The 13,369-nt window shown below is 68.6% G+C and carries 16 protein-coding genes; 8 read left to right on the forward strand and 8 right to left on the reverse strand.

Annotation, left to right across the window (positions count from 1 at the left end; translation table 11 throughout):
* The first annotated feature begins 2 nt into the window (after positions 1-2).
* A complete protein-coding gene (gene nadD, locus ACFPK0_RS04415; RefSeq protein ID WP_377338654.1) occupies positions 3-635 on the forward strand; it encodes a nicotinate-nucleotide adenylyltransferase in 633 nt (210 codons plus the stop codon).
* Between the two features lie 7 nt (positions 636-642).
* Here nadD and ACFPK0_RS04420 read toward each other — a convergent pair whose 3' ends face one another.
* The 6 genes from ACFPK0_RS04420 to ACFPK0_RS04445 form a co-directional block, all read right to left on the reverse strand.
* Entirely contained in the window at positions 643-2,205 is a 1,563-nt protein-coding gene (locus ACFPK0_RS04420; protein WP_377338656.1) for a PepSY-associated TM helix domain-containing protein, read from the reverse strand.
* A 24-nt stretch (positions 2,206-2,229) separates the two neighbouring features.
* Positions 2,230-2,493: a hypothetical protein gene (locus ACFPK0_RS04425; protein ID WP_056081482.1), complete on the reverse strand. Its 264-nt coding sequence runs from the start codon at positions 2,491-2,493 to the stop codon at positions 2,230-2,232.
* A 43-nt stretch (positions 2,494-2,536) separates the two neighbouring features.
* On the reverse strand, positions 2,537-2,824 hold the full coding sequence (locus tag ACFPK0_RS04430; RefSeq protein ID WP_056081479.1) for a hypothetical protein: 288 nt from the start codon (positions 2,822-2,824) through the stop codon (positions 2,537-2,539).
* A gap of 9 nt (positions 2,825-2,833) precedes the next feature.
* Positions 2,834-5,002: a TonB-dependent siderophore receptor gene (locus tag ACFPK0_RS04435; RefSeq protein ID WP_377338659.1), complete on the reverse strand. Its 2,169-nt coding sequence runs from the start codon at positions 5,000-5,002 to the stop codon at positions 2,834-2,836.
* Between the two features lie 295 nt (positions 5,003-5,297).
* On the reverse strand, positions 5,298-5,897 hold the full coding sequence (gene msrB / locus ACFPK0_RS04440) for a peptide-methionine (R)-S-oxide reductase MsrB (protein ID WP_377338661.1): 600 nt from the start codon (positions 5,895-5,897) through the stop codon (positions 5,298-5,300).
* Between the two features lie 130 nt (positions 5,898-6,027).
* The gene (locus ACFPK0_RS04445; protein WP_056081471.1) at positions 6,028-7,749 is read right to left on the reverse strand and encodes a cytochrome c biogenesis protein DipZ; all 1,722 of its coding nucleotides are present in this window, start codon (positions 7,747-7,749) and stop codon (positions 6,028-6,030) included.
* Positions 7,750-7,951: 202 nt separating this feature from the next.
* Here ACFPK0_RS04445 and ACFPK0_RS04450 point away from each other — a divergent pair, with 202 nt between their 5' ends.
* The 7 genes from ACFPK0_RS04450 (at position 7,952) to ACFPK0_RS04480 (ending at position 12,001) form a co-directional block, all read left to right on the forward strand.
* The gene (locus ACFPK0_RS04450) at positions 7,952-8,536 is read left to right on the forward strand and encodes an RNA polymerase sigma factor (RefSeq protein WP_200945358.1); all 585 of its coding nucleotides are present in this window, start codon (positions 7,952-7,954) and stop codon (positions 8,534-8,536) included.
* Between the two features lie 5 nt (positions 8,537-8,541).
* Positions 8,542-9,195, forward strand: a complete 654-nt coding sequence (locus ACFPK0_RS04455) for an NrsF family protein (RefSeq protein WP_056083992.1) — start codon at positions 8,542-8,544, stop codon at positions 9,193-9,195.
* Positions 9,196-9,319: 124 nt separating this feature from the next.
* The gene (locus ACFPK0_RS04460; RefSeq protein ID WP_377338665.1) at positions 9,320-9,592 is read left to right on the forward strand and encodes a pentapeptide MXKDX repeat protein; all 273 of its coding nucleotides are present in this window, start codon (positions 9,320-9,322) and stop codon (positions 9,590-9,592) included.
* A gap of 235 nt (positions 9,593-9,827) precedes the next feature.
* Positions 9,828-10,175, forward strand: coding sequence for a ribosome silencing factor (gene rsfS / locus ACFPK0_RS04465; RefSeq protein ID WP_377340246.1), 348 nt, complete (start codon positions 9,828-9,830; stop codon positions 10,173-10,175).
* Positions 10,176-10,398: 223 nt separating this feature from the next.
* Positions 10,399-10,869 carry a 23S rRNA (pseudouridine(1915)-N(3))-methyltransferase RlmH gene (gene rlmH / locus ACFPK0_RS04470; protein WP_377340248.1) on the forward strand — a complete coding sequence of 157 codons (471 nt, stop codon included), beginning with the start codon at positions 10,399-10,401 and terminating at the stop codon, positions 10,867-10,869.
* 109 nt (positions 10,870-10,978) lie between these two features.
* A complete protein-coding gene (locus tag ACFPK0_RS04475) occupies positions 10,979-11,428 on the forward strand; it encodes a GNAT family N-acetyltransferase (RefSeq protein ID WP_377338667.1) in 450 nt (149 codons plus the stop codon).
* Positions 11,429-11,431: 3 nt separating this feature from the next.
* Entirely contained in the window at positions 11,432-12,001 is a 570-nt protein-coding gene (locus tag ACFPK0_RS04480) for a Maf family protein (protein ID WP_377338669.1), read from the forward strand.
* Here ACFPK0_RS04480 and ACFPK0_RS04485 read toward each other — a convergent pair.
* Both ACFPK0_RS04485 and ACFPK0_RS04490 read right to left on the reverse strand, forming a co-directional pair.
* On the reverse strand, positions 11,985-12,827 hold the full coding sequence (locus ACFPK0_RS04485) for a CPBP family intramembrane glutamic endopeptidase (protein ID WP_377338671.1): 843 nt from the start codon (positions 12,825-12,827) through the stop codon (positions 11,985-11,987). The genes ACFPK0_RS04480 and ACFPK0_RS04485 overlap by 17 nt on opposite strands.
* Positions 12,828-12,870: 43 nt before the next feature.
* Entirely contained in the window at positions 12,871-13,263 is a 393-nt protein-coding gene (locus ACFPK0_RS04490) for an MAPEG family protein (protein WP_377338673.1), read from the reverse strand.
* Positions 13,264-13,369: the final 106 nt, after the last annotated feature.

The raw sequence follows: 13,369 nt of genomic DNA on the forward strand, positions 1-13,369 counted from the left end.
GCGTGAAGCCCCTCGCGCTCTTCGGCGGCACCTTCGACCCCGTGCATCTGGGCCACCTCAGCGTGGCTTGGGAGGCGGCCGAACTGCTGGATGCCGAGGTGCGGCTGCTGCCCGCCAGCATTCCGCCGCACCGCCAGCCGCCGATCGCCAGCGCCGCGCAGCGCGTGGCGATCCTGCGTGCCGCGCTGCAGGGTCAGTCGCGATTGAGTCTGGATACACGCGAGCTGGATCGCGCAGGTCCCTCGTTTACCGTCGACACCTTGACCGGCCTGCGCGCCGAGCAGGGCGCGCGACCGCTGGTGCTGCTGATCGGCGCCGATGCGTTCGCCAACCTCGCCAGCTGGGATCGCTGGCGCGAGTTGTTCGAGGTTGCGCACATCGGCGTGCTCAGCCGGCCCGGCGTTTCATCGATCCTGCCGCCCGAGCTGGAAGAGGCGGTGACCGGTCGTCGCGTCACCACGGCGGATGCGTTGCGCGATCAGCCGGCGGGCAGGGTCATCGAGCTGGCGGTGACGCCGCTGGAAATCTCGGCCACCCGCATCCGCGAGTTGCTGGCGGCGGGGCGGGACCCACGCTATCTGCTGCCGTGCGGTGTGTTCGACGATCCCGCGCTGCTGGCGCCGTATCGGCAGTAGCGACGGCTCAGGCCGCCGTGCTGGCCCACACGCTGTTCGGTTGATCGCGACGCGCCCGCCGCGCCACGGCACGGGCCAGCGAGGCAAAGGCGAACGCCATCGCCAGCGCGCCCGCATCGATGGCGAACAACGCGCCATGCCCCGCCGCCGCGCTGCGCCACAGCCACCAGCCGGTGGCGATGCCGTGGACCACTGGCACGAGTGCGGTAACGATCGCCGCCAGCCACAGCAGCTCGCGCGCCGCCTTCACTGGCGCCCGTCGTGCGGCCCACAGCGCGCACAAGGCCCAGCTCGCGAAGCAGACCCAGCGCTGACCGGCAGCCACGTCCCAACCCAGCATGGGCAGGATCTGCGCCGCCACGAACGCGGCGGAAATCGCCACGCAAACACCGATGCAGATGCCCACCGTGGCGCGCGCCATGCCCAGTTGTGCACGGCCCTGTTCCGCCTGCCGTCGCTTGCGGCGCGATTCGATCCACAGCAGGTTGCCGGAATAGAACAGGAAGGCCCCGCCCAGCCCCAGCAGGAAGTACAGCCAGCGCACGGCGGCGCCGCCGTAATCGGCGAAATGCAGCGCATACGCGGCGGCCAGGGTGGCGTGATTGGCGTCGCGTGAACCCGGCAGCTGCGTCGCCAGCACCGCGCCGCTGACCGCATCCAGCGCCACCGAGCCACCGCCCAGCGCTTGCGGTGAACTGCCGGTGATCTCGACCACGGCGTGCGCGTCACCGGCATGGGCCAGCTTGAGATAACCCGGCTGGAACGCAGCCTCGCCATGCTCGCGGGCCACCGCGATCGAGCGCGCATGCCACGCGGCCAGTGGCGCCAGTGGTGCCGCGACGCCAGCCTTGGCGACGGTCGGTGCGGTATTCATCGCCGCTGCCGAGGCCGCCATCAGTTTGCCCTCGTAGATCAGCGGATTCAGCGCCAGCATCGCCACCAGCAGCAGGCACAGCACCGCGCCGGTGATGGCAAACATCACGTGGAACGGCAGGCTCAGCACGCCGATGACGTTGTGCGTGTCCTGCCAGAAGCGCTTGAGATTGCGCCCGGGGCGCAGCGCGAACAGATCTTTCGCCAGCCGCGGCAGGTGGATCACGAAACCGGACACCAGCGCCACGCCGTACAGCAGGCTGACCACGCCCATCAACCAGGTGCCCACCTGCGGAATGCCCAGCGCGTAATGCAGCTCGTTGATCAGTTCGGGCAGCGGTGCGACGCCGGGTTCGACGGTGCTGCCGGTGGTGTTGCCCGGCGAGGCAAACAGCCAGGTGCCGTCGCCGTCCTGCCAGTAGGCCATCGGCTGCGCCAGCTCGTAGCCGGGAAAGGTCATGCCCACGTGATCGCGCGCTTCGGGGTGCTGCGCCAGCACCTCATCGAGCAGCTGTTGCGCATCGGCCAGCGTGGCGGTCGACGGCGTGGCATGCGGGTTCGCCCAGCGCTGCACATCCGGCTGGAACACCGTGATCGCGCCGGCATAGAACGCCACGAACAGCGCGAACCCGGCCACCAGCCCCATCCACGAATGCAGGCTGGTGAAGGTGCGCAAGGTGGCGGGCTTCAATTTCATGTGGGCAACTTCATGGTGACAACCTCAGCGGACCCAGCCGGACAGCTGCAACAACCACAGCAGGCCCAGCCCGAGCAGCGCCAGCGCACTCAGCCAGCGCCACGCGCGAGCGCCACTGGGGAAACGGAACGCCGCGCAGATCACGCCGATCCACACCGGGAAAAACGCCAGCAGACCCACCACGATAGTCGACTGCCATGCACCAGGCAGCAGCCAGCAACCCAGCCCGACCAGCGCGGCGGCGAGAAAGAAACCCGGCAGCACACCGGCGCTGGCGCGCGCCCACATCAGTGCGATGCCTCGCCGGCGTGGGGATTATCCCCGTTGCACATCACTCTTTCTCCACTGCGGTGACATCCGCGGCCGGCGTGCCGAAGAACATCGCCAGCCACGGCTGCGCCATCAAGCCCAGCATGCCGCTGGCCAGCGTGGCACATAGCCCGACCGCGATGCCGGCCACACCGATCCAGCACGCCAGCGACAGCAGCATCAAGACGCTGCCGGCGATGCGCGCCGCGCGCGAGTGGCCGCGCAGCGCGGACCACATGCAATGCGGCGAGCCGGCGTACCAGGCGATGGCGGCGCACACCGCGAGCACGAAGCCGAGCAGGCTGATCATCGCGCCACCTTACCAGCGGTAGCGCGCGCTGACGGTCACGCTGCGCTCGTAGCCGTAGTAGCACCACGCGGCGCTGTTGCAGGCGGAGACGTACTCCTTGTCGAACAGGTTGCTGGCATTCAACTGCAGCCGCCAGTCGCCCACGTCGTAATGCACGGCGGCGTCGAACAGGGTGTACGAAGGCGTCTTCCACTCGTTGTAGATGTCGCCGTAATGGCTGCCGATGTAGCGCACGCCGCCGCCGAAACCGAGGCCCGCCAGCGGCCCGGCGACCACGGTGTAATCAAGCCCCAGCGAAGCCTGCTGTTTGGGCAACAGCGCGATCTGCTTGCCCAGCGAGGGCAGGTCGTTGGTGCGGGTGACTTCCGAATCGCTCCAGGTGTAGCCGCCGTAGATGGCCAGGTGCGTGCCGAGATTCCAGCGGCCTTCCAGCTCCACGCCGCGCAACCGCGTTTCGCCCTGCTGCACCTGGAACAGTGCATGGTTCGGGTCGACCGTCAGCGAGTTCTGCTGGGTGATCTGGTAGGCCGCCAGGGTGACCAGGCCGTTGCCGCCGGCGGGCTGGTATTTAACGCCGGCTTCGTATTGGTCGCCGGTGGTCGGTTTGAACGCGTTGCCGCCGAAGTTTGTACCTACGGTCGGCTGGAACGAATGCGACCACGACACGTACGGCGCCAGCCCGTTGTCGAACAGGTAATTGACGCCCACGCGGCCGGAGAACGCGCGGTCGGTCTGACCGGCGCTGCTACCGGCCAGCTGGTTGTCGGTGTCGGTGCGGACATGGTCCTGGCGCCCGCCCGCGGTGATGCTCCAGCGGCCGACCTTGATCTGGTCCTGCAGATAGACGCCCAGTTGCGACTGCACCTGCACGGTGTGGACGGTGTACGCAGGCACGGTGACCGGGCTGCCGTAGACCGGGTCGAACACGTCCAGCCCGCCAACGCTGAAGTCGAACGCGGAAGCGTAGTCGTCATTGGCGCGGCGGTAATCCACGCCGGCCAGCAGCGTGTGCTGCACGCGGCCGTTGTCGAACACGTATTGCAGGTTGTTGTCGACGCCGAAGGTCTTGGTGTGGTTCTCGTTCGGGAACAGGTAGCGCAGCAGGGTGCGGCCGTCGCCGAGCAGGCCGAACGCACCCACGTTGGCGCCGTTGTTGTCCACGTCGGCGGTGCCGTAGCGCAGGTTCTGGTTGAACGCCAGGCCGTTGGCGAAATCGTGGTGGAATTCGTAGCCGATCGAGGCCAGCGTCTTGTCGTAGTCGTTCTGGCCCGGCTCGCCGGTGAAGCGGTCGCGCGGGATCTTGCCGTGCGGGCTGGGCAGCAAGGTGCCTTCCGCGGGCAGGAAGCCGGCGCCGGAGGCGGTCTCGGCCTTCTGGTAGCGCGACAGCACGGTCAGCGAGGTGTTGTCGTCCGGCTTCCAGGTCAGCGCGGGGGCGAGGTAGTAGCGGTCGTCCTTGATGTAGTCGGTCATGGTGTCGCTGTTGCGGGCCAGGCCGGTGAGGCGATACAGCAGCGTGCCCGCATCGTTCAGCGGGCCGGCGAAATCGAACGTGCCCTGGCGCAGGTCGAAACTGCCTACCTCCACGCCCACTTCGTGCAGCGGTTGCGCGGTGGGGCGTTTGCTGACCATGTTGACCATGCCGCCGGGCGGCATCGCGCCGTAGACCACCGACGACGGGCCCTTGATCACCTCCAGCCGCTCCAGCCCATACGGCTCGATACGGGTGATGCTGGTGCCCGAGCCTTCGGGCAGCGCCAGGCCATCGAGGTAGCGGGCGGGGGTGAAGCCGCGCACCAGCATCCAGTCGCTGCGCGCGTCGGCACCGTAGCCGCCGCCCTGCGCGCCGGCGGTGTACCACACGGCTTCCTCGATGCCCTGGATGCCGCGCTGGCTCAGTTGCTCGGCGGTGATCACCGACACCGACTGCGGGATCTCGATGATCGGCGTGTCGGTCTTGGTGACCGAATCGCTTTCCCGCGCGATCGGCGCCGTGACCTGCACGCCCGACAGCGCGGTGGCGGATTGCGGTGTGGATGCGGCGTCGGCGTCATCGGCGTGGGCCGGAGTCACCATCGCCAGTGCGGCCAGCAACGGGACGCCAAGCAGGGCGGCGTGGATGGCACGGGGAAGGGACGGGCGGTGGCGTGCGGCGGCGGTCGGAGCGGGGGACGATGACATGGAAGCCCTGTTTCTGAGACGTGGGAGAGGCAGCCGCGCAAGCGCCGCGTGGTCGATGGATCGACCGCGCCAGGCGCGCGAGGTTGTTTCCGCACTGCCAAGGCGACGGTGAGCAACCGGCGTATCGGAAGTGAGAATGATTCTTATTGTAGGAGTGGGCGCGACGGACGGCAATTGCGCCCGCGTCACTTTTTGCGGGGGATCCACGCGGGAACGCACGCCACGCAAGGCGTGGCGCGCTTCGGTCGGGGTGCGTCGTTTCAGCGCACCCGCATCGCGACGTGCTGGGCTGGGCTCAGGCGGCGTGCGGAATGAAGTGCAGCGCCGCCGAGTTCATGCAGTAGCGCAGGCCGGTGGGCCGCGGGCCGTCGTTGAAGACATGGCCCAAGTGGCCGCCGCAGCAGGCGCAGTTGATGGCCGTGCGTTGCATGCCGAACTGGTGGTCGCTGTGGCGGGTGACATTGGTGCGGGCGATCGGCTGGTAGAAGCTGGGCCAGCCGGTGCCGGAGTGGAACTTGGTGGCCGCGTCGTACAGCGCGGTGCCACACCCGGCGCAGCGGTACAGGCCGGGCGCGAACAGGTTCCAGTAGGCGCCGGTGAACGCCTGCTCGGTACCCGCCTGGCGCAGGATGCCGAATGCCGGCGGCGACAGCCGCTGCCGCCACTGCGCGTTGCTGAGCACCAGCCTGGGCACCTCGCGCGCGCCGAGGTCGCGGCCGTCGTCGGCGAAAATCTCCAGCAACACCTTGCCCGGCTTGCCGACCGGTGTAGCGGCGGCCGCGAACAACCTCGGCGCCAGCAGACCACCGCCCACCGCCAGCACGGCGCCGCCGGTCAGTGCGGCGCGCAGAAAGCGGCGCCGGTCCATCGCGAGGGTTTCATCGATGCGTGACATGGCTTGCCTCCGTTGGGACGTGGATCGGCACTTCTGTAGGAGCGGCTTCAGCCGCGACGCTCTTGGCTTGGGTCCGCGAAAAGCGGTCGCGACTGAAGTCGCTCCTACAGGGGGATTGGTGGGCGTTTCCTCAGCCAAAGGTGAACGCGAACGCTTGTACACCTGGGTCGAGGAAGGTGATCTCGAACACCCGCTCGCCGCTGCCGTTGGCCTGGCGCACCAGCTGGTACAGCCGCTGGCCGGTGATGACGCCGTTGCCCCCGGCGTCGGTATCCATGCCGTGGTCGGCGCCGGGCGCCTTGCCGTCGAGGGTGACGCGGAAGCGCACGGGCTTGCCGTCGCTGGCCGGGCCCAGCACCAGGTGCAGGTCGCGGCCGCGGAAGCGGTAGACGATGCGGCCGCCGGCCTGCAGCAGTTGCGCGTTTTCCGCGTGCACGTTCCAGCGGCCGTCCAGCGACCACTGGTTGGTGCCCAGCGCGTCGGGCGCGCGGTAGTTCCAGGCGTCGTCATGGGCGACGCGACCGCTGACGAAGTTGCGGGCGCGGGCGTAGCCCACGTAGGTCTCGGGCGAGCGGGTGGCATCACCCGAATCGGCCGCTTCCACGCCGCGGTGGTCCGCGCTGACATAGCCGCCGGGCAGGTTCTTGTAGCCCGCTTCGCTCAGCAACCGGCGGATCACGTCCTCGCTTTCCGGGTAGGCGCCCTCGCCGAAATGGTGGTGCCGGATGCGGCCCTGGGCGTCGATGAAGTAATGCGCCGGCCAGTATTGATTGTTGAAGCCTTGCCAGATGGCGTAGTTGTTATCCAGCGCTACCGGGTAATCCACGCCCAGGTCCTTCACCGCCTTGGCCACGTTGGCTGGATCCTTTTCGAAGGCGAACTCTGGCGCGTGCACGCCGATCACCACCAGGCCGTGGTCCTTGTACTTGTCGGCCCAGCCGCGCACGTAGGGCAGCGAACGCAGGCAGTTGATGCAGGAGTAGGTCCAGAAATCCACCAGTACCACCTTGCCGCGCAGCGACTGCGCGGTCAGCGGCGGGCTGTTGAGCCACTGCGTGGCGCCAGCCAGCGACGGCAGTTCGCCTTCCACCGGCAGCGGTTCGCCGGGTTTCACCACGGTGGCGGCGTTCACCGGCGCCGGCCGCACCGCATCCAGCAGCTTCTGCTCGATGCCGCCGGTGCTGGCCAGCGATACGCGCGTCAGCAGGCCGGTATCCAGGCCCAGCGCGATCGCCGCCACGCCGCACAGCACCAGCGCGCCCAGTCCGCGACGCACCCATTCACCCGCGCCCAGCGAGCGCTTCATCAGCGCGAACACCTTGCCGCCCAGCAGCAACGCCAGGCCCAGCGAGGTGGCGGCGCCGGCGGCGTAGGTCAGCAGCAACAGGGTGGTCTGCACGCTGGCACCGTTCAATGCCGCGCCGGTCAGCAGCAGGCCCAGGATCGGCCCCGCGCACGGCGCCCACAGCAGGCCGGTGGCGACGCCCAGGCCGGCGGAGGCCCAGATCGAATCGCGCTCGCCCGCTTGCCGGGTCAGCCGTCCGCCCAGCGCCACGAACGGCCGGCTGATCCACTCGGCCACCCGCGTGGACAGCAGCGCCAGGCCCAGGAATGCCAGCACCAGCATCGCCACGTAGCGGCCGTACTGGTTGGCGTGGATGACCCAGCCGCCGCCCAGCGCCGCCAGCGTGGCCACCGCCGCAAACGTGATCGCCATGCCCAGCAGCATCGGCAGGCCGTTGCGCTTGAAGGGGCGGTCCGAGCGGGCGAACACGAAGGGCAGCACCGGCAGGATGCACGGGCTGAGGATGGTCAGCACGCCGCCGAGGTAGGCAATGATCAGTACGAGCATGAGCGTCGTCCGCGAGGGGTTTGTCAGCTATTCGCCGGGCGGCGCTGTGCGGTTACATGCGGTGACGAGGTAACCCTGGTCGCGTGCGCAGCGAATGCAGGGTGAGAAAGTCTGGTCGGAGAAAATGTTGCAGCCCTTGACCGCCGCGGGCCCGATGGTCTCTGATGATGCGCTCCCCCGTCGATCGAGCGTCAGATACCGCGTGCCAGCCAGCCCCGCCACCAGCGCCATCGAAACCGCCGACCAGCGGCGGGCGGCGTGGATGGCGGCCGCGCAGGCCGGCGATCGGATCGCGTACGAGAAGCTGCTGGCCGACTCGATCCCGCTGATCCGCGCGGCCGCACGGCGGCAGGGTGTGGCGCGGGATCACGTCGATGACGTGGTGCAGGAAACCCTGATCACCGTGGATCGCGTGCGGCATACCTACGACCCGTCGCGCTCGTACGACGCCTGGCTCAATGCCATCGCCAGCCGCCGCGCCATCGATGCGCTGCGCAGCCGCGGGCGTCGCGACAGCCGCGAGTTGCACGACGAGTTCGCGTTGGATCGCCACCCCGACGCCGACGATGCCAGTGCCGCCAGCGAGCGCCAGCAGGACGCGCAACGCCTGCGCGCGGCCATCGATGAATTGCCGCCGGGCCAGCGCGAGGCGGTCGAACAACTGGGCTTGCGCGAACGCACACTGGCCGAAGCCTCCGGGCAGACCGGGCGCAGCGCCGGCTCGCTGAAAGTGAACCTGCATCGCGGGCTGAAATCGCTGCGCCGCCATTTCAACGGAGAACCTTGAGCAGCATGTCCGACTCACCCCGCCATGAAACCCTGATCCACGCGCTGGGCGCTGGCCTGGTGCCGGTGCGCCGGTTGCCGCCGCCGTGGCTGCGTACGCTGGGGTGGCTGCTGGTGGTGGCGGCGCTGGCCGTGGCCTTGCTGCTGCGCTACGGCACCGGCATCGCGATGGAGCGCTGGCAGGCGTCGCCGGACATGGGCTGGGCCACCGCCGGGGCGGTGCTTACCGCGATCTGCGCGGCGTGGGCGGCGTTCGTCTCGGGCATGCCCGGGCGGCGGGCGATCTGGGCCTGGCTGCCGCTACCGCCGGCCCTGCTGTGGATCGGCGCCAGCGGCCTGGGGTGCCTGCGTACCTGGGTGGAGCCAGCGGCGCAGTTGACCCGCACCCATCCCGCGCCCGACTGCCTATATTTCATCCTGGCCTTCTCGATCCCGCTGTCGGCTCTGCTGATCTGGCTGCTGCGCCGCGCCTGCCCGTTGCGGCCGGTGCTCACCGCGGTGCTGATCGGCCTGGCCAGCGCGGCGGCCTCGGCCAGCCTGCTGGAGATCTGCCACGCCTACGGCGCCGCCGCCACCGACCTGCTGGCCCACGCCGCCGCCGTGGTCGTGGTGGTGGCGGCGAATGCCGCCATGGGTGGGCGATTGCTGTCGAGGCACTGAGCGGTGCTTGCGGGCTGGCGGCAACGATCCAGGACGTAACCACGGTCGCGACGCTGGCGAAGAAAAGGATGGAGACGCCTGTCTCCATCCCTTTCCTGCAGGAGTCAACGCCATGAAAACCACGTTGTTTGCCGCCCTGATCCTCGCCGCCAGTGGCCTCGCCTTTACCTCGGCTTTCGCACAGGACGCGATGGCCCCCAGTTCCAGCACCGCGATGGCGCACGGCGATGCCATGCACGCGAACGCCATGAAGGGCGCCATGTCGCACGACGCCATGCAGAAAAACAGCATGAAGATGGATGCCATGCACCACGGTGCCATGAAGCACGACGCCGGAAAGATGGGCGCCATGAAAAAAGCCGGCATGAAGAAAACCGACGGGAAGATGGGCGGCTGAACGCGCCGCGGCGGGCCGGTACGGTGCTGCCGCGAACAGCCAGGCCCGTTTGAGCGTCGTTTTCGGGCCATCCCCACGCCGCCGCACGGTCACCGTGCGGCGGCGTGGCCGCCTTGACTTCCCCTTGCGGCCGGGACGGTATACTGCGGCTGCGCCATTTTGCGCAGCGATACCGCCATCGAGGCTCTCCCTTTTGAGTACTGCCCGCACCAACAAGGCCGTCACCACGGCCACCCTGCGTCAATCCGTCGTCGACGCGCTGGACGAACTGAAAGCCAAGGACGTGCGCGAGATCGACGTCCGCGGCAAAACCTCCATCGCCGACCTGCTGGTGATCGCCTCCGGCACATCGGCCCGCCACGTCAAATCCATTGCCGACGAAGTCCAGAAATTCGCCAAGAAAGCGGGTGTGCATCCGCTGGGCGTGGAAGGCGAGGGCGAAGGCGAGTGGGTGCTGGTGGACCTGGGCGACGTGATCGTGCACGTGATGCTGCCGCGCATCCGCGAGTTCTACGGCCTGGAGCGGCTGTGGACGGTGGGTGATCGCGATGAGGATGAAAGCGAAGCGGCGCAGGCTGGGTAGCGCATGACTTTCTCCCTCTCCCCCGTGGGGAGAGGGCCGGGGAAAGGGGACGCTCTTGCGACGCATTTGCTACGAAGCGAGCCCATCCGATGAATGTCCCCGCTAGCCCCGCCCCCTCTCCTCGATCCTCCTCCACCCGCAAGGGGACTCCCTTCGGTCGCCACAGGGGAGAGAAAGCGAACGCGGGTGCTGCGCACCGGTGTTTCCTGGCCCCACGGCAATGATGCGCGCGCGCATCATTGCCGTCGGTGAGCGCATGCCTGGCTGGGTGGCCGAGGGTTTTGCCGAATACCGCAAGCGCCTGTCGCATGAGCTGCCGCTGGAGTTGCTGGAGTTGAAGCCCGGCACGCGCGGCAAGGGTCGCGACGATGCGCGGGCCATGCAGGACGAAGGCGCCGCGATTCTCGCCGCGCTGCCGCGCGATACCCATGTGATAGCGCTGGACGGCGGCGGCAAGCCGTGGTCCAGCGAGGCGCTGGCCGAGCAGCTGGCGCAATGGCGCATGGCCGGGCGCGACCTGGCCTTCCTGATCGGCGGCCCCGATGGCCACGCGCCCGACGTGCTGGCCCGCGCCGACCAGACCTGGTCGCTGGGCCCGCTGACCCTGCCGCACATGCTGGTGCGACTGCTGCTGGCCGAACAGCTGTACCGGGCCACCACGATCATGGCCGGGCATCCGTATCATCGGGCTTGAGTGCCGGGAATGGGGAATCGGGAATGGGGAATCGTAAAGGCAACAGCAAAGGCAAAAGCCGCCGCGCGTGAAGGTATGCTTCTGAATCCCGATTCCCGAATCCCGCCCCATGTCATTCCATATCTGCCAGGCCACCATCCACCATCTCGGCAAGCTGGCGCCGTTGTTCGACGAATATCGCCAGTTCTACGGTCAGCCGGGCGACTTGTCGCGGGCGCGTGAGTTCCTGGCCGAGCGGTTCCGCCACCATGAATCGCTGATCCTGCTGGCGCTCGACCCGCAGCGCGAAGGGGTAGGTTTCGTGCAGCTTTATCCGCTGTTTTCGTCGGTGCGCACGGTGCGCACCTATGTGCTCAACGATGTGTTCGTGTTGCTGCGCGTACGCCGCCAGGGCGTGGCCGCCGCCTTGCTGACGGCTGCCGCCGACCACGCCCGCGCGCTGGGCGCCGCCAGCCTGTCGCTGTCGACCGCGCGCGACAACGCCTCGGCGCAGGCGCTGTACGCGTCGCTGGGTTGGCAGCGCGACCAGCAGTTCTGCGATTACAACCTGACGCTCTGACCCATGCTCCATCTCGCCTCCAAATCACCGCGCCGGCATCAGTTGCTGCAGCAGCTTGGCGTGGCGTTCGACGTGCTGGATGTCGATGTGCCCGAGCAGCGCGCCGCCGGCGAAACACCGCAGGCTTACGTAAGCCGCGTGGCGCGCGACAAGGCCGCCGCGGGCGCGCTGCTGGTGAAGCCGGGTGGCGTGGTACTGGGTGCGGATACCGAAGTGGTGCTGGGCGACGACGTGTTCGGCAAGCCGCGCGATGCGGTCGATGCCGCGGCCATGCTGCGTCGCCTGAGCGGGCGCACGCATGCGGTGATCTCCACGGTCTGGGCGCTGGGCGAAGGACGGCAGGAGTGTGCCGTCTGCGTATCGCAGGTGCGTTTCGCCGCGCTGGACGAGAACGATATAGCCGTCTATGTGGCCACCGACGAGCCGTTCGGCAAGGCCGGCGCGTATGCGATCCAGGGCCGTGGCGCGGTGTTGATCGAACACCTCGAAGGAAGCTATTCCGGCGTGATGGGCCTGCCGCTGTTCGAGACCGCGCGCCTGCTGCGTGGCTTCGGCATCAACCCGCCGGCTTGACCGCCAGAAACCACGCCGCCACCGCCAGCAGGTTGTTGACGCCATGCGCCACCACCGCCGGCCAGATCGAACCCGAGCGCAAGCGCAGCCACGCCAGCGCTGCCGCCAGCAATGCCAGGCCGGGCAGCGCGTACCACAGGAAACCCAGGTCAGGCAGGTGCACCAGGGCGAACAACAGCGAGCACGCGGCTACCGCCCAGCCCACGCGCATTCGCCGCATCAGTGCCGAGAGCAGCATGCCGCGAAAGAGCAGCTCCTCCACCAGCGGGCCGACCGTCACCACGATGATCATCAGCGCCACCCGCAGCGACAACGCCGCTTCGGCGCCGACCCGCTGGATGTCCTGCGGCACCTTGTGGCCGTGCGCCAGCAGCTGGGTCAGCCAGCCGCCCAGCACCGGCGCGGCCAGGCCGATGACAATGGCCAGCAGGTAAAACAGCGGTTGTGCGGGCCGCGCCACGGCGAAACCCGGCGGTGACGCCAGTGACCACAGCCGTGGCCATTTGCGATGCACCAGCCACAGCATCGACCCGGCCGCCACGCACAACACCAGCATGACCATCGCGGCGCGCGCATCCGGCTGCGCCAGCAGGGTCCGCACCTGGTGTCCGATGGTCTTGGTGTCGTAGGCCAGATGCTGCAGACCGGCACGCAGGCCGAGCCACAGGCCAAGCACGAACGCCACCAGCGCGCCCACCGTGGCCTGCAGCAGGAAGTACAGCGCGATGAAACCCAGCGCCGTCAGCAGGCCGGGCGCCCGTAGCACGGGCACCGGCCATGGGCGTGAGGGCGGCAAGGGCGGGGTGGCGTCCGGCGCCGTTTCCATCAGCCTGCGTGCCTGGCGTGGTGCCCGTATCCGGCCACGGCTGTCAGCCCAGCATCAGCGCGCGGCATACGCCGATCGCGGCCATCACCAGCAAGGCCACCCAGGCAATCATGGCGACGGCGAAGCCCGGCCCACGCGAAGCCGGGTCTTTCATGTAGCTCCACGCGTACCACACGCGGCCCACCACCCAGACCAGGCCCGCGATGCCGGCCCAGCCACTGAAGCCGTACGTGGCCGCCAGCCACAGCGTGGGCAGAAACATCACCGCGCCTTCCAGCGTGTTCATCTGCACGCGGTAGGCGCGGTCGAAGGCCGGATGGCCGCTGGTTGCGGGCGCCTTGATGCCGTGGCGCCCACGCATCTTGCCGACAATGAACATGGTGCCGGACAACAGCAATACGGTGAGCAAGGTCACCAGCGCGGGCAGATGGGTCATGGGCGGCTCCTCGGAAGTAGCCCCTACTGTAGCGGCCACGCCGGTGCGCGTGCATGGCGCGATCACCCGTCAGTCGCTATCTTCGCCGTGCGTACTCCGACGCATG

The organism is Rhodanobacter ginsenosidimutans, from assembly GCF_042655685.1.
Taxonomy (GTDB): Bacteria; Pseudomonadota; Gammaproteobacteria; order Xanthomonadales; family Rhodanobacteraceae; genus Rhodanobacter; species Rhodanobacter ginsenosidimutans.

Excerpts from the sequence above, each read along its gene's own strand:
- msrB (WP_377338661.1), bottom strand. The coding sequence starts at position 5,897 with ATGTCACGCATCGATGAAACCCTCGCGATGGACCGGCGCCGCTTTCTG.
- ACFPK0_RS04435 (WP_377338659.1), bottom strand. The coding sequence starts at position 5,002 with ATGTCATCGTCCCCCGCTCCGACCGCCGCCGCACGCCACCGCCCGTCC.
- ACFPK0_RS04425 (WP_056081482.1), bottom strand. The coding sequence starts at position 2,493 with ATGTGGGCGCGCGCCAGCGCCGGTGTGCTGCCGGGTTTCTTTCTCGCC.
- ACFPK0_RS04475 (WP_377338667.1), top strand. The coding sequence starts at position 10,979 with ATGTCATTCCATATCTGCCAGGCCACCATCCACCATCTCGGCAAGCTG.
- ACFPK0_RS04420 (WP_377338656.1), bottom strand. The coding sequence starts at position 2,205 with ATGAAATTGAAGCCCGCCACCTTGCGCACCTTCACCAGCCTGCATTCG.
- ACFPK0_RS04445 (WP_056081471.1), bottom strand. The coding sequence starts at position 7,749 with ATGCTCGTACTGATCATTGCCTACCTCGGCGGCGTGCTGACCATCCTC.
- ACFPK0_RS04485 (WP_377338671.1), bottom strand. The coding sequence starts at position 12,827 with ATGGAAACGGCGCCGGACGCCACCCCGCCCTTGCCGCCCTCACGCCCA.
- ACFPK0_RS04480 (WP_377338669.1), top strand. The coding sequence starts at position 11,432 with ATGCTCCATCTCGCCTCCAAATCACCGCGCCGGCATCAGTTGCTGCAG.
- ACFPK0_RS04455 (WP_056083992.1), top strand. The coding sequence starts at position 8,542 with ATGTCCGACTCACCCCGCCATGAAACCCTGATCCACGCGCTGGGCGCT.
- ACFPK0_RS04490 (WP_377338673.1), bottom strand. The coding sequence starts at position 13,263 with ATGACCCATCTGCCCGCGCTGGTGACCTTGCTCACCGTATTGCTGTTG.
- ACFPK0_RS04430 (WP_056081479.1), bottom strand. The coding sequence starts at position 2,824 with ATGATCAGCCTGCTCGGCTTCGTGCTCGCGGTGTGCGCCGCCATCGCC.
- rlmH (WP_377340248.1), top strand. The coding sequence starts at position 10,399 with ATGCGCGCGCGCATCATTGCCGTCGGTGAGCGCATGCCTGGCTGGGTG.